The organism is Aureimonas sp. AU20 (genome assembly GCF_001442755.1).
GTDB lineage: Bacteria > Pseudomonadota > Alphaproteobacteria > Rhizobiales > Rhizobiaceae > Aureimonas.
Genome location: NZ_CP006369.1, coordinates 76,466 through 97,120 on the forward strand (window position 1 = coordinate 76,466; position 20,655 = coordinate 97,120).

The 20,655-nt window shown below is 67.8% G+C and carries 20 protein-coding genes; 7 read left to right on the forward strand and 13 right to left on the reverse strand.

Annotated elements, in window-relative coordinates; translation table 11 throughout:
- Positions 1 to 319 precede the first annotated feature (319 nt).
- A complete protein-coding gene (locus M673_RS19395) occupies positions 320 to 1,438 on the reverse strand; it encodes an NADH:flavin oxidoreductase (RefSeq protein WP_061978375.1) in 1,119 nt (372 codons plus the stop codon).
- 99 nt (positions 1,439 to 1,537) lie between these two features.
- Between M673_RS19395 and M673_RS19400 the strand changes: the two genes are divergently transcribed.
- On the forward strand, positions 1,538 to 1,903 hold the full coding sequence (locus M673_RS19400; RefSeq protein ID WP_061978376.1) for a winged helix-turn-helix transcriptional regulator: 366 nt from the start codon (positions 1,538 to 1,540) through the stop codon (positions 1,901 to 1,903).
- A gap of 23 nt (positions 1,904 to 1,926) precedes the next feature.
- Here M673_RS19400 and M673_RS19405 read toward each other — a convergent pair whose 3' ends face one another.
- The 5 genes from M673_RS19405 to M673_RS19425 all read right to left on the reverse strand — a co-directional run bounded on the left by M673_RS19405 (position 1,927) and on the right by M673_RS19425 (position 6,115).
- Positions 1,927 to 2,340: a diacylglycerol kinase family protein gene (locus M673_RS19405; protein WP_061978377.1), complete on the reverse strand. Its 414-nt coding sequence runs from the start codon at positions 2,338 to 2,340 to the stop codon at positions 1,927 to 1,929.
- Positions 2,341 to 2,452: 112 nt separating this feature from the next.
- On the reverse strand, positions 2,453 to 4,381 hold the full coding sequence (locus M673_RS19410) for a linalool dehydratase/isomerase domain-containing protein (protein WP_061978378.1): 1,929 nt from the start codon (positions 4,379 to 4,381) through the stop codon (positions 2,453 to 2,455).
- Complete coding sequence (gene uppS, locus M673_RS19415) at positions 4,378 to 5,076, reverse strand: polyprenyl diphosphate synthase (protein ID WP_061978379.1); 699 nt, start codon at positions 5,074 to 5,076, stop codon at positions 4,378 to 4,380. The genes M673_RS19410 and uppS overlap by 4 nt, the downstream gene beginning before the upstream one ends.
- Positions 5,077 to 5,148: 72 nt before the next feature.
- Positions 5,149 to 5,517, reverse strand: a complete 369-nt coding sequence (locus tag M673_RS19420) for a winged helix-turn-helix domain-containing protein (RefSeq protein WP_061978380.1) — start codon at positions 5,515 to 5,517, stop codon at positions 5,149 to 5,151.
- Positions 5,504 to 6,115 carry a hypothetical protein gene (locus tag M673_RS19425; RefSeq protein WP_061978381.1) on the reverse strand — a complete coding sequence of 204 codons (612 nt, stop codon included), beginning with the start codon at positions 6,113 to 6,115 and terminating at the stop codon, positions 5,504 to 5,506. The genes M673_RS19420 and M673_RS19425 overlap by 14 nt, the downstream gene beginning before the upstream one ends.
- Positions 6,116 to 6,309: 194 nt before the next feature.
- Here M673_RS19425 and M673_RS19430 point away from each other — a divergent pair, with 194 nt between their 5' ends.
- The 3 genes from M673_RS19430 (at position 6,310) to M673_RS19440 (ending at position 8,896) form a co-directional block, all read left to right on the forward strand.
- Complete coding sequence (locus M673_RS19430; RefSeq protein ID WP_061978382.1) at positions 6,310 to 7,077, forward strand: amino acid ABC transporter ATP-binding protein; 768 nt, start codon at positions 6,310 to 6,312, stop codon at positions 7,075 to 7,077.
- A gap of 90 nt (positions 7,078 to 7,167) precedes the next feature.
- A complete protein-coding gene (locus M673_RS19435; protein ID WP_061978383.1) occupies positions 7,168 to 7,929 on the forward strand; it encodes an SDR family NAD(P)-dependent oxidoreductase in 762 nt (253 codons plus the stop codon).
- A gap of 28 nt (positions 7,930 to 7,957) precedes the next feature.
- The gene (locus M673_RS19440) at positions 7,958 to 8,896 is read left to right on the forward strand and encodes a nucleoside recognition family protein (protein WP_061978384.1); all 939 of its coding nucleotides are present in this window, start codon (positions 7,958 to 7,960) and stop codon (positions 8,894 to 8,896) included.
- A 215-nt stretch (positions 8,897 to 9,111) separates the two neighbouring features.
- Here the strand turns inward: M673_RS19440 and M673_RS19445 are convergent, their stop codons facing one another.
- From M673_RS19445 to M673_RS19465, 5 genes are all read right to left on the reverse strand, one after another.
- A complete protein-coding gene (locus M673_RS19445) occupies positions 9,112 to 9,516 on the reverse strand; it encodes a hypothetical protein (protein WP_061978385.1) in 405 nt (134 codons plus the stop codon).
- A gap of 629 nt (positions 9,517 to 10,145) precedes the next feature.
- Positions 10,146 to 10,772 (reverse strand): hypothetical protein, encoded by a 627-nt coding sequence (locus M673_RS19450; RefSeq protein WP_061978386.1) that lies wholly within the window; start codon positions 10,770 to 10,772, stop codon positions 10,146 to 10,148.
- 333 nt (positions 10,773 to 11,105) lie between these two features.
- Entirely contained in the window at positions 11,106 to 12,071 is a 966-nt protein-coding gene (locus M673_RS19455) for a DUF3829 domain-containing protein (RefSeq protein WP_061978387.1), read from the reverse strand.
- A gap of 263 nt (positions 12,072 to 12,334) precedes the next feature.
- Positions 12,335 to 12,685: a hypothetical protein gene (locus tag M673_RS24340; protein WP_061978388.1), complete on the reverse strand. Its 351-nt coding sequence runs from the start codon at positions 12,683 to 12,685 to the stop codon at positions 12,335 to 12,337.
- A 45-nt stretch (positions 12,686 to 12,730) separates the two neighbouring features.
- Entirely contained in the window at positions 12,731 to 13,141 is a 411-nt protein-coding gene (locus tag M673_RS19465; protein WP_148640197.1) for an Rrf2 family transcriptional regulator, read from the reverse strand.
- A gap of 115 nt (positions 13,142 to 13,256) precedes the next feature.
- Between M673_RS19465 and M673_RS19470 the strand changes: the two genes are divergently transcribed.
- Positions 13,257 to 14,159, forward strand: a complete 903-nt coding sequence (locus M673_RS19470) for an NAD(P)/FAD-dependent oxidoreductase (RefSeq protein ID WP_061978682.1) — start codon at positions 13,257 to 13,259, stop codon at positions 14,157 to 14,159.
- Positions 14,160 to 14,387: 228 nt separating this feature from the next.
- Here M673_RS19470 and M673_RS19475 read toward each other — a convergent pair whose 3' ends face one another.
- Together M673_RS19475 and M673_RS19480 are read right to left on the reverse strand one after the other, a co-directional pair.
- Positions 14,388 to 17,510, reverse strand: coding sequence for a multidrug efflux RND transporter permease subunit (locus M673_RS19475; protein WP_061978389.1), 3,123 nt, complete (start codon positions 17,508 to 17,510; stop codon positions 14,388 to 14,390).
- Between the two features lie 12 nt (positions 17,511 to 17,522).
- Positions 17,523 to 18,692, reverse strand: a complete 1,170-nt coding sequence (locus M673_RS19480) for an efflux RND transporter periplasmic adaptor subunit (protein WP_061978683.1) — start codon at positions 18,690 to 18,692, stop codon at positions 17,523 to 17,525.
- Between the two features lie 163 nt (positions 18,693 to 18,855).
- Here M673_RS19480 and M673_RS19485 point away from each other — a divergent pair, with 163 nt between their 5' ends.
- Positions 18,856 to 19,527, forward strand: a complete 672-nt coding sequence (locus tag M673_RS19485; protein WP_061978390.1) for a response regulator — start codon at positions 18,856 to 18,858, stop codon at positions 19,525 to 19,527.
- Between the two features lie 4 nt (positions 19,528 to 19,531).
- The gene (locus tag M673_RS19490) at positions 19,532 to 20,644 is read left to right on the forward strand and encodes an ATP-binding protein (RefSeq protein WP_061978391.1); all 1,113 of its coding nucleotides are present in this window, start codon (positions 19,532 to 19,534) and stop codon (positions 20,642 to 20,644) included.
- Positions 20,645 to 20,655 lie beyond the last annotated feature (11 nt).

The window sequence follows — 20,655 nt, forward strand, 5'->3', positions numbered from 1 at the left end:
ACGACTGCAAACAGCCTGCGTGCCATGAGCACACGACCTTTCGCTTGGGATGACCTTCGAGGCTTGCTATAGGCGGATAGCGAACTTCCGAGTGTCTCTCATGCTGGCCTCGCGACCACCATCCGAAGATCGAGACGCGTCTCAAGACCTTGACGAAGCGCATGGGGCGATGACTCCCAAACGCTTCGATCGGCTCCTGATCCGCGTCGTCGTCGGTTCCTTCACCTGGGCCGTGATGCTGCTACTCGTGTATGCGATCGAGCGGAGTTTCTAGGAAACCGTTCGAGACCCCGCCCGGTTCGCTCCGACGACTCCGGGGTCAAACGAGTTCGGCGAGAGCCTTGGCGTCGAAGCCGCGCAGGCCGGCGCTTTCGCCCGCGCGCACCTTCGCGACCCATTGCGGCTCCGTGATCAGCGCGCGGCCGACCGCGATCAGGTCGAACTCGTCCCGCTCCATGCGCTCGATCAGGCCGCCCAGCCCGACGCTCACGGAATTCTCGCCCCCGAAGGCGGCCATGAAATCGCCGGACAGGCCGACCGATCCGACGCTGATCGTCCTGGCGCCCGTCAGCTTCTTGGCCCAGCCAGCGAAGTTCAGGCCCGTTTCGCCGTCGATCTCGGGGAACTCCGGTTCCCAGAACCGGCGCTGCGAGCAATGAAGAATGTCGACGCCGGCTTCGACCAGCGGCGCGAGCCAGTCTGTCATGAGGTCCGGCGTTTCGGCGAGGCGCACCGCGTAGTCCTGCTGCTTCCACTGGCTGACGCGCAGGATGATGGGGAAGTCCGGTCCCACCGCTGCGCGCACGGCCGAGACGATCTCGGCCGCGAGGCGCGAGCGCTCGCGCAGCGTGGCGCCGCCGTAGCGGTCGTCCCGCAGGTTGGTGCCGGCCCAGAAGAACTGGTCGATCAGATAGCCGTGGGCGCCGTGGAGTTCGATCGTGTCGAAGCCGAGACGCTTGGCGTCGGCGGCGGCCTTGGCGAAGGCCGCGACCGTATCGGCGATCGCCTCCTCGCTCATGGCGACGCCGCGCGCCACGCCCGGCGCGTCGAGGCCCGAGGGGCTCTCGACCGGCACGTCGGGCTCCCAGGCGGTGAGGAAGCTTTTCACCGCGCCCGTGTGCCAGAGCTGCGGCCCCATGCGGCCGCCGGCGGCGTGAACGCCGTCGATGACGCCCTTCCAGCCGGCCAGCGCCGCCTCGCCATGAAAGAAGGGAATGCCGGGATCGTTGCGCGAGGCCGGGCGGTTCACCACCGTGCCCTCGGACAGGATGAGGCCGACGCCGCCTTCGGCTCTGCGCCGGTAATACTCGGCATTGGCGGGGCCGGGCACGCCGCCGGGGGCGAAGGAGCGCGTCATCGGCGCCATTACGATGCGGTTGGGCAGATCGAGCGACCCGATCCGAATCGGGCGGAACAGGGTTTCGGTGGAGGCGGACATACGCAAGGCTCCGTTGATCGTGACGGGCCTTAGGTATACTTTGTAGACCTAGCGTCAATTACGCACTTTCAGGCTCCCAGGTATACCGGAGGAAACCGAATGCCCGAATGCCAGCATTTCGCGGTGGACTGCCCCAGCCGCCTGCTCTTCGACCAGATCGCCGACAAGTGGTCGATGATGGTCCTGACCGTGCTGGACGCCGGGCCGAGGCGCTTCAACGCGATCAAGCGCCAGCTCGAAGGGGTGACGCAGAAGGCCCTGACCCAGTGCCTGCGACGCCTGGAGCGAAACGGTCTGGTTTCGCGTCGGGTGATCCCCGTCTCGCCGGTGGCCGTGGAATACGAGATCACGCCGCTCGGGCGCTCGCTGCAGACGCCCTTCAAGGCGCTCTATGCCTGGACGCTGCAGAACATGGATGAGGTCGAGAGCGCGCGTCGGCGCTTCGACGGGCGCTTGGCGGCCTGAGCGGCGTCGCTTGCGGACGCCGGTCAGGCCAGGTTCCTGGCGACGACGAGAAGGCCGACGATCGCCGCCGTGACGGCCGCGAGAAGAACGGCGCCAGCGGCCACATCCTTCGTCCGGCGCACGCTCTCGCTCCAGGCGGGGCAGACGACGTCGCAGAGATGCTCCATCGCCGTGTTCACCGCCTCCATGGCGAGAACGAAGCCGCAGGCAAGGGCGAGGATCATCCAGTCGGTGACGGTGATGGAAAGCGACCAGCCCACAAGGGCGACGACGGCGACGGCCAGGAGATGAAACCGGGCGTGCGGCTGGGTGGCGACCATGTAGCCGATACCGGAAAAGGCATGGCCGAAGCTCCTGATCCGCTTGCGCCAAATGGCTCGCAAGGCGGTCAGCACCGGGGCGGGCGAAGCGGTCTTTCCAAGGTCAGGCGTGTTCACCGGTCCGGTCTCCAGTTCAATGGGTCTGTCCGCGTGCCGAACAGGCGGCGGATCGCACGCGCGAGGCTGAGGGCCGCGCCGAAGGCGAGGCCGGCCAGGATGCAGCAGGCCATCACGCGGCCTCGCGGATCGTGATGCGGCGCCGTTCGGTCAGGTGGATGTCGATCGAGGCCCGCCCGTCCGGGCCGCTCGTGAAGGCGGAGGCGTCGTCGGAGCGCCGATAGACTCGCGACCGCCGCAGGCCGGCCAACTCCAGCGAAACGCGCGCGGCGCCGGAGCCTGGAACCAGAGTGATGTCGAGTTGCCCGTCCAACGCGGCGGCTTTGGCGACCAGCGCCGCCGGGTAGGGGCAGGCGGAGATGTGGGGCGATGTCTCGGCCCGGCTGGGGTCGACGGGATTCTGGACCAGATCGCGCAGCCCGTCCTGGCGCCCGCACCGCGCCATGATCTCGAAGGCGTGCGACCAGATCGAGGCATCGGGGCGGTGTCCGATCCGGTGCGATGTCGCCATGGGATAGCGGGCGTCGAGCGCGTCCAGCATCGCCTCCGCGACCTCCCGGTCCCCTAGCTCCACCGCCGTGGCAGCTGCCCCGCAAAGACCTGCGATCCGGGTAAAGCGATAATTGCCGACATCGATCGGCCAGAATTGGCCGAGGCGCGGGCGGGTGCTGGCACCCGTCTGCGCGATGAGTTCGCCGCGCAGGCGCTGCCAGTTCTCGGCGGCAAGACCGGGCAGGGTCGCGTTCAGAAAGAAACTCGGCAGCAATTGTGTGAGCACGCCGCCGATCGCGGGCATGGCGAGCCCCGTGTGGCTGGAGCGGCACGTGACGAACCGCCCGCGACCATCGGTGAACTCGCTTCGCAGCATGGCCTGCTGACGGGCGGCCATGCCGGCCCAGACCCCCGAGCCGAACTGCGCATCATGCGCGGCGATGGCGGCATAGCCGATGCTGTTGCAGACGGGAAAGAGCCAGTTCGGCTCGCAGGCGATCAGGCCGAAGTCGGACCGGGCGTGCTGCTCCGCGATGTTGCCGACCAGCGAGGGAAAATCCGCCTCGAACCGGCGGCCGGAGGGATGGGTGAGCGAGAAGGCGCCCGGCACGCTGAAGCGCCTGTCGCCGGAGGCGGCCTGGAACAGGGCGATCTGCGTGGCGCAGAAGCCGGTATACATGACGTTGTCGGCGGCGAACGGGTTGGGGTCGATCCGGCCCCGCCCCCAGAGGCTTTCGGCGGCCCAATAGCGCCAGACGCGGTGCGCTCGCGCCTTATCGATCAGGTTCGCCTGCGCGTCCGTGAGATAGGCCTGGAGGGCGGGCAGGTGGTTTCGCTGGACCATGGCGAGGGCGAAGCCGGCGAACTGCAACTGGTAGCGCAAGGCGGCGGACTGAAACGGATCTAGCCTTTCGAACCCGTCGAACCGGTCCAGCGGCTGCAAGGCGCGATCGAGCAGAAAGCGCAGGCGCGCGAGATCGTCGTCGCCGAGTTCGCTCGGGGAGGCGGTGGCCCGGACGATGGGTCGCGCGGCCGGACGCTCCATCAGGCCTGGCGTCGAAACCGGGACCGGGCGAAAGAAGGCAAGCCCCAACCCGACAAGACCCGCCGCCAGCGTGAGGCCAAGAACCGACAGTCCGCCGCTCTCCGCCGCAAGGCAGCCGTGGTGGAGGGCATAGAGCGACGCGGCGACGGCGGCGCCGAGCCAGACCGCAGGCGGCCCAAGCACGTTTCCGGTCGCGAACCAGAGAGATAAGGCGAGGCCGAAGGCCGCCGCCGACGCGCCGCCGATCCAGAGGACCGTCATGTCCATGGCCGGCGCGGAAGCGCCGCAGATCACGAACCCGCCGCCGGGAAAGGCGAGCCCCAGCGCGAAGGCCTGCCAAGCCGGAGAGGCGGAGACGCCCCAGAGAAGGCTGGCGCCCGCCAGCACGAGGCCCGCCATCAGCAAGCTGCGCCCGACCCGGCGGCGCGAGACCGGGCCGCGTGGGCCGAATCGCCACGGCAGATCGAGGGCAGGCGCGCGCCCGCTTCGCTCCAAGCGGCTCACGCGGCGACCCTCTCGGCCGGCGCGGCGCCGAACCGGCGCTGGCGGCTGCGGAACTCCGCCAGGGCTTCGCGCAGGTGCTCGGGCTGGAAATCCGGCCACAGACGCGCCGTGAACAGGAGTTCGGCATAGGCGCATTCGTAAAGCAGGAAGTCGCTGAGCCGCTGCTCCCCGCCGGTTCTGATGACGAGATCCAATTCGGGCGCGCCGCCGGTGAGCAGGCGCGCGAACTCCTCCCGCGTCGTGTCCGACCGGGACCGGCGGGCGGCGTCGAGGATGGCGTCGCGGGAGGAATAGTCGAAGGCGATGCGCAGATGCAGCGCCCCGGCGCTCGCGGACCGCGCCTCCGCTTCCTCGATGCGTCGCGCCAGCGCTGGCGAAATCCGATCGCGGCGACCGATCACGCTGAGGCGCACGCCCATAGCTGTGAGAGTTTCGATCTCCTCGGCCAGATAGGATTTCAGCAGCGTCATCAGCACGGCGACCTCGGCGGGCGGCCGCTTCCAGTTGTCGCCGGAAAAGGCGTAGAGCGTCAGCGTGCCGACGCCCATGTCCTTCGCCGCCTCGACGATCGGCCGGATGGCGCGCACCCCGGCGCGGTGGCCCTGGCTGCGCGAAAGGTCGAGCCGGGTCGCCCATCGCCCGTTGCCGTCCATGATGATGCCGGCATGGAATTTTCTGTCGAGAGTGCTTTGCATTGCAAAGTCCTTGGATAAATGAATGGGCGGAGCCTTTCCCGGCAAAGCGTGGCAGCTTCGCCGGGAAAGGCTCTAAGCGGGTTTCACTGAGAGGTCGGAAAGGCTGCGCTTGGACGCGGCGGCGGCATCGCGCACGACCTGTTCGAGGATGGCGAGATAGTCGAGAAAGCTCTCGCGCCCCTTGTCGGTCAGGAAACAGGTCGTCACCGGCCGCTTTCCCGCAAAGCTCTTGTCGATGCGCACGAAGCCGGCCTCCTCCAAGACTTGGAGATGGCGGCTGAGATTGCCGTCGGTCAGCCCGCAGAGGCGCTTGAGATCGGCAAAGCCCAGCCCCTTGGGCTTGCCGGCGAGCGAGGTCATCACGCCGAGCCGGGCCTTTTCGTGGATGACGCGATCCAGCCCGTCATAGGCGAAGGGGGCGGGCGCTTCAGATTTCGTCATAGCCATTCTCCGCCGCGCGACGAACCACCAGGGCGAGGATGGTCTGGCCGATCGCGAAGGGAAGCGCCATGCCCCAGGGCGACAGCTCTCCCGGCCGCGCCGCCATCATCATCATCACGCCGAAACCGCAGACGAAGTACCACGCGGCACCAAGCACGGCGCCTTTGGGAAGCGAGGGCGCGGCGGCGAAGACGCCGAGCCCCACCAGCACCTGCCAAAGGCCGGGGATCAACCAGGCGCTGTCCGGGGAGAAGCGGCCGATCACGGCGGCGAACACGCCGCCCGCGACCCCGGCGGGAAGAAAATGCTGGATGGCCTGATGAAGCATCGCGTCGGCGAGGCCGCCATGGGTGCGGCCCGTGCGCACGACCGTCTCCGCCGCGATCAAGGCGGCGCAGAGGACCGCAGCCACGATCCAGGCCACGAAGAAGGCCAGCGGCGTGCCGGGCGGAAACACGTTCTGGATCGTCGCGGTGGCGAGCGCGACGAGCGCCGTCGCCCCGAGCGCGAGCGGCCCGAACCCCTTGAACACGGTTCCGGCCGCCATCCGCCGGCGGATCGCCTCGATATCGGCCAGCGCGTCCTTCAGTTCAGACATCCTATCCCCCAAGCGCTTTATGATGCAAAGAATACTGCAATGCCAATGAAACGCAAGTGTCTGGTGCGCGCGATGTGCGTTGACGCCTGGCGTGGCGGTCCGGGAAGGGATGCTGAACTGGGCCAGGAAAGTAGGGCCGGGGAGGGCTATGACCACGAATAGGGGGGGCGGGTGAGGTTGGCGGAAGGCCGCCGCTGAAAGGCCCTAATCGACGTTGCGCGACGGAGCGAGCCGCACAGACACGCCGTTCAGGGATCGAGGTCCTGCGCGACATCGACCTCACCGTCGCCAAGGGCGAGGTCGTCAGCGTCCTCGGCTCCTCGGGCTCCGGCAAATCGACCATGCTTCGCTGCATCAATTGGCTGGAAGAGCCCGACAGCGGCGCGATCCGCATCGCGGGGGAGCGCATCGGCTTCAACGAGGCCAGGAAACGCAAGATGACCAACCGGGAGATGGCCGCCATCCGCGCCCGGGCCGGCATGGTCTTCCAGAGCTTCAACCTCTGGCCCCATCTCAACGTCGTCGAGAACGTCATGATCTCGCCCGTCCAGGTGAAGGGCGTGCCCAAGGCGCAGGCCCGCGAGGAGGCGATGGGCCTCCTGGACAAGGTCGGCCTTCTGGAGAAGGCGGAGGTCTATCCCTTCACCCTGTCCGGCGGACAGAAGCAACGTGTCGCCATCGCCCGCGCGCTCGCCATGAGCCCGGAGGTGATCCTCTTCGACGAGCCGACCTCGGCGCTCGACCCGGAGCGCGTGGGCGAGGTGCTGCAGGTGATGCGCGACCTCTCGGCGGAAGGGTACACGATGATCGTCGTCACCCACGAGATGGACTTCGCCAGAGCCGTATCCGACCAGGTCGTGTTTCTCGACAAGGGCCTCATCATCGAGAAGGCGCCGCCGGAGAAGTTCTTCGGCAACCCGGATTCGGAGCGGGTGCGCAAGTTCCTCGAGCGGATGGACTGACGCCCGCCGACCGCCTGGCCGGATCGTTCCCCGCATGCCATTGCGGCGCGCTCCCGCGCAGCCGAGCCCATTCGACACTAAGGACCCATCATGACCAACGTCGCCTTCATCACCGGCGCGACCTCCGGCTTCGGCCGCGCCGCTGCCCGCCGCTTCGCCCGCGAGGGCTGGGCACTCGTCCTCACCGGCCGCCGCGTCGAGCGACTGGAGGAACTGGCGGCCGAATTGAACGATCAGGTGCCGGTCCACATCGCCGCTCTCGACGTGCGCGATGCCGCAGCCGTCCAGGCCGTGGTGGATGCGCTGCCGGCGGACTTCCGGGGCATCACCGCGCTCGTGAACAATGCGGGCCTCGCCCTCGCGCCGGAACTGGCGCCACAGGTCGCGCTGGCCGATTGGCATACGATGATCGACACCAACGTGACCGGCCTCGTCAACACGACCCATGCCGTCCTGCCGCTGCTGATCCAAACGGGCAAGGGCGCAAGCATCATCAACATCGGATCGGTGGCGGGCGAATGGCCCTATCCCGGCAGCCACGTCTACGGGGCGACCAAGGCCTTCGTGAAGCAGTTCAGCCTCAACCTGCGCTGCGATCTCCTGAAGACAGGCGTGCGTGTGACCGACATCGCGCCGGGCGCGGCCGAGACCGAGTTCACGCTGGTGCGCACGCGCGGCAATCAGGCAGCGTCCGACGCCGTCTATCGCGACACCACGCCGCTGACGGCGGAAGACATCGCGGACCAGATCGTCTACGTCGCCACCCTGCCGGCGCACATCGCCATCAACCGGCTCGAGGTCATGTCCCAGCGCCAGGCCTGGTCGCCCTTCGCCGTCGATCGGGACGCCTGAGCCGCGCGCGGTGGCAGGGTCCCCGGCCATGGACATCATCGGCACCATCATGGCGGCCGGGCGCTCGGCGGTGGAGCTGTCGCTCTTCACGCTCCTCCCGGTCATGGTCGTCATGCTCTCGATCATGCGGCTGGCGGAGGCGGCGGGCCTCCTCGACGGGCTGACGCGGCTCCTCGCACCGATCCTGCGCCCCGTCGGCCTCACCGGGCTCAGCATCATCGCGCTCCTGCAGGTCAGCTTCGTCAGCTTCGCCGCGCCCGTCGCCACGCTTGCCACCATGGATCGGCAAGGCGTCTCGGACCGGCATCTCGCCACGACCTTCGCCATGGTCCTCGCGATGGGGCAGGCTAACGTCGTCTTTCCCATGGCCGCGCTCGGGCTCGACGTCGGACGGTTTCTGGCGATCTCATTGCTGGGCGGCCTCATCGCGGCGACGATGACCTACCACGTCTTCGGCCGCCATCTGTCGAGCGAGGGACCGGGCGAGGACGCCGTCGCGCATCATGCGATCGTGGAGGACGCGCGTGGCATTCTCGCGATCATCAACCGCGCCGGCGGCGAAGCCTTCCGGATCGCCACGGGGTCCATCCCCATCATGGCGCTCTCGCTCAGCATCATCGCCGCGGTACGGGCGGCCGGCGGCCTCGACGGCCTGAACTGGCTGCTCGCAACACCCCTCGACTGGCTCGGGATCGATCAGCGCCTCATCACCCCGACCTTGAGCAAGTATCTTGGCGGCGGCGTTGCAGCCCTCGGCGCCATGGCCGACCAGAAGGCCGCCGACGAGATCGACGCCCAGTTCGCCAACCGTGCGGCGGGCTGGCTCGTCCATCCGCTCGACCTGCCCGGCATCGCCATCCTGACCACGGCTGGCACTCGAGTGGCCAAACTCTGGGTGATCGCGTCGGTCGGCGCATCGGCGGGAATTTTCGCTCGCGCGACGATCGGCATGATCGGCGGAGCCTGATCGGGATGCCAGGTGCGATCGTGTCACGGCGCCCCGGGCGGGGCAGCAGCCATGGCAGGGGATCGGTCCACTTGTCCATGTTGGTCGCGCGCGCGGAGTAGGGGGCCCTGCACCGTAAGCATCGATCAGGCTCCTGGCATTCAGCCAGACGACAGCGGCCAGAGGCATGAAGGCTGGGCTTGTCCGCACGATCCGAGTCCTCGACCCCTGGCGCCTCATCCCGCGACGACGTCCACGAAGCGGCTATGCACCCAGCCCGAGCGGCAAGGGCCGCGATAGGGCGAGCGCGTTGCTTGCGGAGAGGACACGCCGCAATCAGCCTCCGTCCCAGGAGCGGGGTAGACGATCCCGCGCCAGGGACCGCGTTCGTCGCAGATCGCCACAAGTGCGCCGGCGCTGAGGCGATCGCGTTCCCGGTGCTTCGAACTCGGACCTTCGCGGACCGAAAGGAAGTTGTCGCCCTTCGGGTCGAGTCGGGCGATCCGCCCGAGGCTGGCGCAGGCATCGAGCTCGGGATCACCGCCGACCTCGACGGTCTCCGGGCCTTGCGCATTTGCCGGCACCACGCACGCACCGGCCAGAAGCGCCATGATGGGTAGAAGCGGGATGGCAAGCTGCATGGAATATCCTCGTCGGTTGAAGTGAGGCCATTAGCGACGGTTTGGCAACTCGGCGGCGGAGGGCCGGCAAGGAATTTTGGGGCGTCGCGAGGCGCCAAACTTGAGTGATGCGCGGGCACATCGGCGAGGATTGGCAACGGTCCATGCGGACGGGCGAAACATCTGATGCGCTTGCGCAGCACTGACGCGCTTGCGCGGCGTGTCTCGCCCTGGGGTGACGGCGAAAAAGAAACCGTTGGACCGACCCGACCGAGTTTCCAAACAGGCTCTTGGCGCCCGCCGCCAAATGCGCTCGTCGCACCATCGGTCAACGTCGCCCCGCGCCGGGTCGGGCGGCCGATCGAACCGCATGGAACGCAAGACCGCATTCGCGGTCCATCCGATCTCCCCGCCCATCTTGCCGTAAAGCTGGTGCGGGGCGAAGACCCGACACGCCGGCAACGGCTCCATGATCGTCTCGCGGGACGATGCACCCGGGCGCGTCCGATCCGCGATCTGGCATGGCTGGAAAGACGGGGCGACCGACGATCGCCGGGCTCCATGGACCAGCAGGCTGTGCTTGCCACGGCCACGGGCAAGCCGACCACCACGGTCTAACCCGAGCCACCGGATCCATCGGGCCCGGCGCGTCAGGGACGCGTCGGCGCGCTGAAGGCAACGTCCGCGTCGCGAAGCCAACCCGTCACAGGTCCTCCGGCGGCTGCGAGATACTCGACGCGGACCCAGCCGGGACGTTGCGACAGCACCGCGACGGGATCGAACTGGACGAGATAGGGACGCTTGCGTCCCGGCGCGTCGATGGGTTCGGGATGCAGGATCGCCCGCTCGGCGGTGACGAGCCCCGCTCCGATCCAGTCCGCCCGCCGCTCGTCCAGATGGAGTTCGTAGGGCGCATCCTTCATGTCGCCGCTCGCCATCAGGCAGCCGCCGTGGTTTTCCTCGAGCCGAAGGCTGGGCGCCGCGCCCAGACGAAGCTCTCCGCGAATATGCTCGACCTCGCCCGGAAACCACGTGTCCACGCGCGCCCGCTCACCCTCCGTACGGCCCTCGAGAAGAAACAGGCAGCCGAACTGCGGCGCGTCCAACGTGCCGTTGCCGACCCGTTGCTCGGCAAACACGCCGTGGATCATCCCGTCGTCGCGCACGATCAGCGCGAGCGGGCCATAGCGTCCCGACTGCGACTGGGAGGCGCTCGACGGGACGACGGACACGAGAAGCAGCAAGACGAGGCCGAGGAAAGAAAGCTGGCGGCGCATGACATCCCTGGAGGCTTGTTTGGAAACTCGGCGGCGCAGGGCCGGCGAAGGATTTTCGGGTGTCGTGAGGCGCTAAACTCGAGGGGGCGAGGGCGCATCGGCGAGGAGGGGCAGCGGCCCATGCGGATGGTTCGCCTTGGCGTGACGGCGGAAATAGAACCGTCGAACCGACCCCACAGAGTTTGCGAACAGGGTTTTCAGTTCGATCCCGCCAAGACCGTTCTTTCCGCCGGCCTGCATCCCGCGTCCTTCCGAACGGGCCGAACGCGGATGTGGCTCGCAGGCGCGGTTCCCGGCGCCCCCCGTATCGCATGGCCGACGAAGCCCCGCCCTTCAGCAGGAGAAGGGTTGGTTGAGCTGGAGGATCATCATGGAAAAGTTCTGCTGGAGGCGGCTGTAATCCTGCTGCAGGATGAAGGACGGCGTGCCGGAGTTCGGATCGAACCGGCCCTCGCCGGCACTCTGGACCGCCTTGCGTCCGTCCGCGATCACAGAGTTAAAGCTCCCCTGAAGCGCCGGGCATCCTTCCGGCTTCTCGGCCCTGACGACACGGTCCCAGTTCTCGACCATCCCCGCCATCTCGTCGAGATTCTTCGCGAACGCCTGCCGTGTGGCGACGTCGGCCGGGTCGGTGAAGACGGTCAGAGCCTCCTTCATGGCCGCCTTGCCGCGCAGGACGATGCCCGCGCGGTAGCGCTCCACGCTACCCTCCGGCGCCTTGTCGTAGGCCTCGCGCATCAGACGCTCGTCGCGCGCCTCGATCTTGTCGTAGAAGACGGTCTCCGCGTCCGCGACCTTGGCGAGGGATGCGACGAAGGCGGGGTCCTCCGCCCGCGCCTTGGCGCCGCCGTCCGTCAGGAAGCCCTTGGATTGGGCATAGTTGGACAGGCCGTTGTTGACCGGCTCGAAGGCGGCGATGGCGGCGGCATAGTCGCGGGCCGCCGGGTCGAGCTCCGGGATCGAACCCTGCATCGCGCCCGCAGTCTCCAGACGGGTGCGGATCTTGGTCACGAGCTGAACCGGAACGACGGCGTAGGTCTCCAGCGGGCGGTTGCCGGAAAGCTTGGGAGAAACCGTGTCCCGGTACGTCGCCAGGGCGTTGCCGAACGCGCCCGAACTCTCGTTGGCGGCCGTGATGTAGGCATTGGACTTGGCGAGCTCCGCCTGCTCGGCCGACGACAAACTCTGCGTCGCAGTCCCCTTCGCCGCGCCGTCTTTGCCCTCGCCGTTGCAGCCGGCTAGGCAGGCGGCCGCCAGCAGTGCAAAACCCAACATCTGTGCGCGATCGCGATGTCGCATGTCCAACCCCTCTCCTCTGCCTGACCGATGGCGACGGGACGCCATCCCTACGTCTCTCGGCGAAAGGACCGCAACCCCAGCGTTGGTGATCCCTTCAGGCAGCGCATGTATCGCGGCTGCGGGGCCCTGCCAGATCGCAGATAAGACGCTGTTTGCGAGTGAGGTCGGCTTGGGACGGCCAGGGGTCGAAAGCGGCGTCGACCCGGCGTCTGGCCCGCGAAGCACTCGCCATTCGTTCCGCAAGACACGAACGGGTAGCGGGATCACGGAAGGAGGATCAGGACGACGATCGGTCCGAACGCCGCCAGGAAGTGCGTCCATCGGAAGATGCGGACGCCGGCTCGCACCCTCATCCAGCCGCGCCGCCGGGACCACCATTCGAGAAGGGCGCAAACGGCCATGGAGGGGATGAAGAGGATCATCGCGAGGTAGCCCTTGAACCACCAGGACGCTTCGATCTCCTCCATCGTCGCGTTGCCGCCCAAGCCCATCACCCACACCGCGAAGCCGAAAGGCGTGGCAAGGATCGCCAGATAGGGAACGAGGTTCAGCACTTGGCCGAGTTCGCGCAGGAGGTCCCGGGGACGCCAGACGAACCGATCAGGCAGTTTCAAGCTTTCGCCCCCCTTTACAACCTTGCCGCTACGCGATCGGGCCCGTTAGAGGCTGGTCGCGGCGCGTACATCATCCAGCGTGATGTTGGCCAGAGCGTTTTCGAACGCCTGTCGGCCCGTGTCGAGTGCGCCCGCGATCGCCTCGTTGGCCGCGCGCTCGACCTTGCACGGCGCCGCCATGGTGCCGGCATCGATGGAGAAGACGGATGACTGTAGCGCTCGATGGACTTCGAGAAGGGTAATGTCTCGAAGCTCGCGCGTCAGCTGCCATCCGCCGCGCGCTCCCGCCGTCGATCGGACGAGGCCCGCGTTTCGCAACAGACCCATCATCCGTCGCACGACGACCGGGTTTGTTCCGAGCATCTCGGCAATCCGATCGGAGGCTGCCAGACCACCGTGCCCGGCCATATGGACGAGAACGTGCGTGACCCGCGTCAGTCGAGCGTCCTTGGCCACGGTGCGGCTTCCTTTCTCTTCGCTACCGCATTCGTCATAACCGGAACTTCGAAAGTTGCAATTCTTTCTGTCCAGCCTTATTGCTACTCACAGAGTTGCAGTTAGGGTGGCAGGTATGGACGACGCGATCATCATCGGCGGCAGCTTCGCGGGATTGGCGGCAGCCCTTTATATCGCTCGCGCGCGGCGGCGAGTGTGCGTGATCGACGATGGCACTCCCCGAAACCGCTTCGCTTCACGCTCCCACGGCTTCTTGACCAGGGACGGCAGCGACCCCCTGGACATGCTGTCCCAAGCGCGTGAGCAGCTTGGAGCCTATCCCACGGCCCGGTTCGTCAAGGGTCTGGCAACCGGGGTCAGTGGCGGGATCGACGACTTCGCTGTCACCCTTCGTTCCGGCGACGTCCTGAACTCGCGTCGGATCGTTCTTGCCTTCGGTGTGAGCGACGTCCTGCCGGACCTCCCGGGCCTGGCCGAGCGGTGGGGGAAGACGGTGTTGGCCTGTCCCTATTGTCATGGGTACGAGTTCGCGGACCGACAGCTCGGCGTCCTCCAGTCGCATCCCATGTCGGCGATGCAGGCGAACCTCATCGCCGACTGGGGTCCGGTGACTTTTTTCTTGGATGGCCATGCCCCTCCGGAAGGCGAGATGATGGCGCGGCTCGCGTCTCGCGGAGTGCGCGTCGAGCCCGCTCCGGTCCGCGCGTTGGAGGGCGAGGGCACCAGTCTCTCCTCGATCCTTCTTGCCGATGGGCGCAGACTCCCGATCGACGCCTTGTACGTGGCTCCCCGATCACCGCTGAGAAGCGGGATAGCAGAGCAACTCGGCTGCACCATCGAGCAGGGGCGTTTCGGACCCATCATCACGACCGACGCCGCGCGGATGACGAGCGTTGCGGGCGCCTATGCCGCCGGCGACATCGCTCGTGCGAACAATGCGCTGATCGCGGCCGCGTCTGGAGCGGAAGCTGGCATCGCTCTGCACGCCGGACTGGTGTTCGGAGCGATCGGAAACTGACGAGCGAGGCCCGGCGTCCGCCAAATGGGTTTCAAACCGTCCGCTATGTCTCAGGATTGGGTGAGAGCGTATCCGAAGCTCAGGAATGCCGAAGCTGGGCGAGCGACCGAGCTTCCATCCCGAGCTCAGGGGACCGCCAGCGGCTTGAACGGTCAGAGTTTGGCATGTGGTCGAGATTGTGCCCGTGACGCATTCCTCCGCTCCGGCCTCTGAGGGAGGGTGCGGGGATCATGCCGGGTTTCCAGTCTCGGGAACGAGGGGCGTTGCCGCCCGCTTGCGCTGGGCGAGCCGCATGACGAGCACGAAAAAGACCGGCACGAAGAGAACGGCAAGGACGGTGGCCGAGATCATGCCGCCGAGGAGGCCGGTGCCGAGCGCGTTCTGCGTTTCCGAACTCGGGCCGTGGGCGATCACCAGCGGCACGATGCCGAGCGCGAAGGCGAGCGAGGTCATCACGATCGGCCGCAGGCGCAGGCGGGCCGCCTCCCGCGCCGCCTCGGCAAGACTATGCCCCTCCGCGTGCAGCTTGCGTGCGAACTCCACGATGAGCACCGCGTTCTTGGCCGACAGGCCGATCAGCGTGACGAGCCCGACCTTGAAGAACACGTCGTTCTCCAGCCCGCGCAGATGCACGGCCGCGACGGCGCCCAGGATGCCGAGCGGCACGACCAGCATCACCGAGACCGGAATCGCCCAGCTCTCGTAGAGCGCCGCCAGCACCAGGAAAACGACGGCGAACGACAGCGCGACGAGGATCGGCGCCTGCGAGGCGGACTGGCGCTCCTGGAAGGACTGGCCCATCCATTCCACGGCGAAGCCGGACGGAAGCTCTGCCGCGAGCCGCTCCATCTCGTCCATGGCGCTGCCGCTCGACACGCCCGGGGCGGCATCGCCCGAAATGCTCAGCGAGGGGTAGCCGTTGGTGCGATTGAGCTGAAGAGGCCCGACCGACCATTCCGGTGTCACCACCTCGGCGAGGGGGACCATCCCGCCCCGGTCGTTGCGCACGTGGAGCTTCAGGACATCCTCCACCTGCATCCGGTCTTCCGCCCGCGCCTGGACGATGACCTGCTGGAGCCGTCCGGCGCGCGGGAAGTCGTTGACGTAGGTCGAGCCCATGGCCGCGCCGAGCGCGTCGCTGATGGTGGAAAAGGAAAGCCCGAGAGCACCGGCCTTGTCGCGGTCGACACGCAGTTTCACGGTGGGGCCGCCGGGCAGGCCGTCGACGCGCACGTCGCGCAAGGCGCGGCTTCGCCCGGCAAGGTCGATCAGCGTGTCGGCCGCCGTGCGAAGCGCCGCCGCATCGCGGGCCGCCCGGTCCACGAGCCGCAGCGAGAAGCCCGAGGTCGTGCCGAGTTCCTCGATGGCGGGCGGCTTCATGACGAGGACCTCGCCCTCCGTCGCATCGCGCATCGCCTGCGTTGCAGCCTCGACTTCGCCGTCGGTGCTCCCGGTGCGCTTGTCGAAATCGCGAAGCGTGGTGAAGGCCATGGCCGTATTGGGTCCCGAGCCCGTGAAACCGAAGCCGAGGATCGAGAGGTTGTTCTCGATGTCGGGGCGCGAGGCGGCATGGGCGTCGAACTGCTTCACCAGCTTTTGCGTGCGTTCGGCCGTCGCGTCCGCCGGGAGAGTGAAGGAAGTCATGAACGTGCCCTGGTCCTCGTCCGGTACGAAGGCGGTCGGCAGTGCGCCGTATCCGAACACCAGCATCCCGACGATCGCGCCGTAGACCAGCATGACGCGCCCGCCGCGCTTGACGAGCCAGCCGACCCAGCGGCTGGTGCGGCCGGTCAGGCGGTCGAAGCCGCCGTTGAACCAGGCGAAGACGCCTCGGCGCTCGTGATGGGGCGCGACCGGCTTCAGGATGGTGGCGCACAAGGCGGGCGTCAACGTGAGGGCCAGAAAGGCCGAGAAGAGGATGGAGACCGCGAGCGAGACCGTGAATTGGCGATAAATCGCCCCGACCGCGCCGGTGGCAAGGCCCATCGGCAGGAACACGGCCACCAGCACCAGAGTGATGCCGACCACCGCTCCCGTGATCTCGCGCATGGCGCGGCGCGTCGCCTCGCGCGGCGACAGCCCTTCGCTCGCCATCAGACGCTCGACGCTCTCCACCACGACGATCGCGTCGTCCACGATGATGCCGATGGCGAGCACCATGCCGAACATCGTCAGGACGTTGACGGAGTAGCCGATCGCCCACATCGCCGCGAACGTGCCGAGAAGCGCGATCGGCGCGACGATCGTCGGGATCAGCGTGTAGCGGACGTTCTGCAGGAACAGGAACATGATCAGGAACACCAGCACCATGGCCTCGGCGAGCGTCTTGGCGACCTGGACGATCGAGAGCTTCACGAAGGGCGCGGTGTCGTAGGAGACGGCATAGGCGACACCCTCGGGCATGGAGGGCTGAAGCTCGGCGAGGCGCGCGCGCACGCTTTGGGATGTCGCTACGGCATTGGCGCCGGGCGCAAGCTGGATAGCTGCGGCCGTTGCGGGCTTTCCGCCGTCGCGGATCGAGAATCCCATCGTCTGAGCGCCGACTTCGATCCGCGCGACGTCGCCCAATGTCAGCTTCGAGCCGTCCGGATTGGAACGCAGGACGATGGCGGCGAACTCCGCCGGCGTCTCCAACTGGCCGCTCAGCGTCAGCGGAACGCTGATCGCCTGGCCGGGCACCGCCGGAGCCTCGCCGAGACGACCGGGCGCGACCTGCACGTTCTGCGTCTGGATGGCCTGCGTGATCTCGGCGATCGATGTCGAGTAGGACAGGAGGCGGCCGGGGTCCACCCAGACCCGCATCGCCGCTTCCGAGCCGAAGGACTGGACGCGGCCGACGCCGGCCACGCGCTTGAGCTCCGGCGCCAGGGTGCGGGCGAGATAGTCGTCGAGCGTCAAGGGATCGACGCTGCCGTCACGCGAGCGCAGCGAGACGATCATCAGGAAGCCCGACGAGGCGGACTCGACGGAGAGACCGGCGCGGCGCACGGCCTCCGGCAGCCGTGGCTCGACGGCTTTCAGCCGGTTCTGGACGTCGACCTGCGCAAGCTCCGGGTCGGTGCCGCTCTTGAAGGTGACCGTGACGCTGGCATTGCCCGAGGCGTCGGCGGACGACTCGAAGTAGAGAAGGTCCTTTACCGCCGTCAGTTCGCGCTCGATCGGCGCGACCACGCTGTCGCTGACGGTCTGCGGACTGGCCCCCGTGTAGGACGCGCCGATGCTGACGCTGGGCGGGGCGATCGAGGGAAAGCGCGACACCGGAAGCTGCGGGATCGCGGCCAGCCCCGCCAGTGTGATGAAGATCGCGATGACCCAGGCGAAGACGGGCCGCTCGATGAAGAACTGGGGCATGGGATCGACCGATCAGCTTTCGCTCGCGGGACTTGCGGCGGGACGGTAGGGCACGGCGTCGAGCTTGCGCCCAGGCTCGGCGCGGTCCTGCCCTTCCACGAGGACGGTCTCGCCGGCGGACAGGCCGGACAGGATCACGTATTGGCGCTCGACCAGAGGGCCCAACTCGACGTCGCGACGCGCGGCGGTCTTGTCCGCGTTCAAGATGGTGAGGTGCGGGCGACCCGCGCCGTCGCGGCCGACCGCCTGCTGCGGCACGCTCAAGGCTTGGGGATAGACCGCGCTCGGCACGCGGGCACGCAGATACATGCCCGGCAGGAGCTGGCGGTGCGGATTGGGCACCTCGACACGCAGCGCGATGCTGCCCGTGCCGGGATCGGTTGTGCTTTCGGAATAGAGCGCCTTGCCGAAGAACTCGTAGGGTCGGCCCGCGATCGTCAGGATGGCAACCGGCAGCGTTCCGGCCCCCTCGCTCCCGCCGCTCGCCATCAGATCCTCGATAGCCTCGCGGCGCGTGGCGGACTGGCGCAGGTCGAGATACACGCGGTCGAGTTGCTGGACGACGGCGAGCGCCGACGCCGCGCCGACCGAGGCCAGGCCGCCCTCCGTGACGAAGGCCTGGCCGATGCGTCCGGGGATAGGGCTGCGCACGGTGGCGTGCGCGAGTTCCAGCTTGCGACGCGTCAGATTGGCTTTCGCCTCCGCGACGCTGGCCTTGGCCTGAGCGAGCGCGGCCGTGGCATCGCCGAGCGCGGCGGCGCTGGCGGTCCGAACGTCCGACAAAGCCTGGATGCGGTCGAACTTGAGGCCGGCGTTGAGAAGATCGGCCTCGGCCCGGGCCAGAACGGCCGAAGCAGCCTCCACGTCGGCTGCGAGCGGGGCGGGGTCGATCTGGAACAAGGGCTGGTCGGCCGCGACCTCGGACCCTTCCGCAAAAAGCACCGTCTGGATCAACCCGCCGACCTGCGGACGGATTTCGGCGGTGCGCAGGGCCGAGACCCGCCCCGGCAACTCGTCCACCACCACGACCCGATGCGGCCGGACCGTCACCACCGCGACGCGCGGCGGCTGCGTCCAGACCTCGCCCGGAACCGGGTCGGTTCGCGCCTCGGTGCACGCCGCGAGGCCGGCTGCGGCCGCAAGAAGAAGGGTCAAGGTCGAGAAGCGGGGCGGGCGCGTCATCGCGAACATCCATGGAGAGCATCGCTCGGATGCGACGCGGCCCTTATCGTGTCGCCGGGTGGGTGCGGTGTGGAGCTTGTGTTGCGGTTTCGTGGAGGAGGGCAGGAAGCGCTCGACGCCCGGCGATGCGGATGGCATCCAAGGGGCAAGGAGAGCGCCCCGCATGTCAGCCCTTGTTCTGATCGCCGAAGACGACGACGAGATCGCCGCGATCCTCGACGCCTATCTCGTGCGCGAGGGTTTTCGCACGGTGAAGGCGCGCGACGGACGCACCGCGCTCGACCTTCATCTCTCTCTGAAGCCCGATCTTCTGCTGCTCGACGTCACCATGCCGCGCCTCGACGGCTGGGAGGTTCTGGCCGAGCTGCGCCGACGAGGCACGACGCCTGCGATCATGATCACCGCGCTGGACCAGGACATCGATCGGTTGCAGGGCCTGCGCATCGGCGCGGACGATTACGTGGTGAAGCCCTTCAACCCGATCGAGGTGGTGGCGCGGGCCAAGGCCGTGCTGCGTCGCTCGGGGCTGGCCGGTTCGGGCGGCGTCCTGCGCGTGGGCAAGCTTTCGATCGACCTCGATGCCTACCGCGCCAGTCTCGACGATGCGGCCATCCAGTTGACGCTGACCGAGTTTCGCATTCTCGCGCACATGGCCCGCAGCCCCACCAAGGTCTTCACGAGGGGCGAGCTGGTGGACGCCTGCCTGCCGGGCTCGGACGCGCTCGACCGCACCGTGGACAGCCATCTCTCCAAGCTGCGCCGAAAGCTCGAGCAGGCCGGCGCGGTCGGCTTCCTGCCGGGCGTGCGCGGCGTCGGCTACCGGCTTCTGGACTAAAGTCATGAGGCTACCCGCCGGATTGAGCCGCCAGATCCTCCTCGCCATGTCCGCCATCACCGTGGTGGCGAGCCTCGTCGTCTTCTTCGGCACCTATCTCGCCTACATCGTGATCATGGTTTTCTATCCCCGGTTGGACACGGGCGACGAGTGGCTGACGGTCACCGATCTCGCGATCCTTTCGGCCGCCATCCTCATTGCGCTGCCGATCGCGGCCGTGATCGCCCTTCGGCTGGCGCGTCGTATCCTTCAGCCCCTCGAAACGGTCGTCCAAGGCGCGCGCCGGATCGCCGGCGGCGACCTGACGGCGAGAGCCGAAGCGGGCGATCGCTCGCTGGGCGAGACGGCCAGCCTCGTCGACGACTTCAACATCATGGCGCAGCGCCTGGAAGACATGGCGGCCGACATGGCGGTGTGGAATGCCACGATCGCCCATGAGCTTCGCACGCCGCTCACCATCCTGAAAGGTCGGCTCCAGGGCATCATCGACGGCATCTTCGAGCCCGACGAGCGCTCCCTGCGTGGCCTCGTCCTGCAGGTCGATAATCTGGCGCGGTTGGTGGAGGACCTTCGAACGGTGACACTGGCCGACAGCGGCCATCTCGATCTGCGCATCGAGCCCGTGCGTCTGGCGGGCGGCGTCGCGGAGATGGCCGAGCTCCTGGCGCCCGATCTCAAGGCCGAGGGCCTCGAGCTACGGCTGGAGCTGACCGACATCTGCGTTCAGGCCGACGCAGCGCGCATCCGCCAAGCGCTCCTCGCCCTCGTCACCAACGCACGCCGTCATGCCGTGCGGGGTGCGATCACCCTCTCGCTGAGGGCATCGGAAGACGAGGCCATCCTGGGTGTCGCCGACGAAGGTCCGGGGCTGCCGGCAGAAATGGCGACGCGTGTCTTCGAACCCTTCGTGCGCGGCGACCCGGTCCGCTCCCGAGAGCTCGGGGGAAACGGCCTGGGCCTGTCGGTCGTGCGCGCCATCGTCGAGGCGCACGGCGGACGTTTGCGATATCGACCATCGCCGGCGGGAGGGGCCTTGTTCGAGATGGCCTTGCCGTTGGGCAACGCGCCTCGACCGCCCCGGCGGCCCGGCATCTCGTTCCCGCTCGCCGATCCTTGAGCGATTTGGGG

What these genes read in the sequence shown, in the direction of transcription:
- M673_RS19470 (WP_061978682.1), top strand. Translation starts at nt 13,257, where the DNA reads ATGGACGACGCGATCATCATCGGCGGCAGCTTCGCGGGATTGGCGGCA.
- M673_RS19420 (WP_061978380.1), bottom strand. Translation starts at nt 5,517, where the DNA reads ATGACGAAATCTGAAGCGCCCGCCCCCTTCGCCTATGACGGGCTGGAT.
- M673_RS19490 (WP_061978391.1), top strand. Translation starts at nt 19,532, where the DNA reads ATGAGGCTACCCGCCGGATTGAGCCGCCAGATCCTCCTCGCCATGTCC.
- uppS (WP_061978379.1), bottom strand. Translation starts at nt 5,076, where the DNA reads ATGCAAAGCACTCTCGACAGAAAATTCCATGCCGGCATCATCATGGAC.
- M673_RS19425 (WP_061978381.1), bottom strand. Translation starts at nt 6,115, where the DNA reads ATGTCTGAACTGAAGGACGCGCTGGCCGATATCGAGGCGATCCGCCGG.
- M673_RS19440 (WP_061978384.1), top strand. Translation starts at nt 7,958, where the DNA reads ATGGACATCATCGGCACCATCATGGCGGCCGGGCGCTCGGCGGTGGAG.
- M673_RS19400 (WP_061978376.1), top strand. Translation starts at nt 1,538, where the DNA reads ATGCCCGAATGCCAGCATTTCGCGGTGGACTGCCCCAGCCGCCTGCTC.
- M673_RS19480 (WP_061978683.1), bottom strand. Translation starts at nt 18,692, where the DNA reads ATGACGCGCCCGCCCCGCTTCTCGACCTTGACCCTTCTTCTTGCGGCC.
- M673_RS19395 (WP_061978375.1), bottom strand. Translation starts at nt 1,438, where the DNA reads ATGTCCGCCTCCACCGAAACCCTGTTCCGCCCGATTCGGATCGGGTCG.
- M673_RS19455 (WP_061978387.1), bottom strand. Translation starts at nt 12,071, where the DNA reads ATGCGACATCGCGATCGCGCACAGATGTTGGGTTTTGCACTGCTGGCG.
- M673_RS19435 (WP_061978383.1), top strand. Translation starts at nt 7,168, where the DNA reads ATGACCAACGTCGCCTTCATCACCGGCGCGACCTCCGGCTTCGGCCGC.
- M673_RS19450 (WP_061978386.1), bottom strand. Translation starts at nt 10,772, where the DNA reads ATGCGCCGCCAGCTTTCTTTCCTCGGCCTCGTCTTGCTGCTTCTCGTG.
- M673_RS19485 (WP_061978390.1), top strand. Translation starts at nt 18,856, where the DNA reads ATGTCAGCCCTTGTTCTGATCGCCGAAGACGACGACGAGATCGCCGCG.
- M673_RS19445 (WP_061978385.1), bottom strand. Translation starts at nt 9,516, where the DNA reads ATGCAGCTTGCCATCCCGCTTCTACCCATCATGGCGCTTCTGGCCGGT.
- M673_RS19475 (WP_061978389.1), bottom strand. Translation starts at nt 17,510, where the DNA reads ATGCCCCAGTTCTTCATCGAGCGGCCCGTCTTCGCCTGGGTCATCGCG.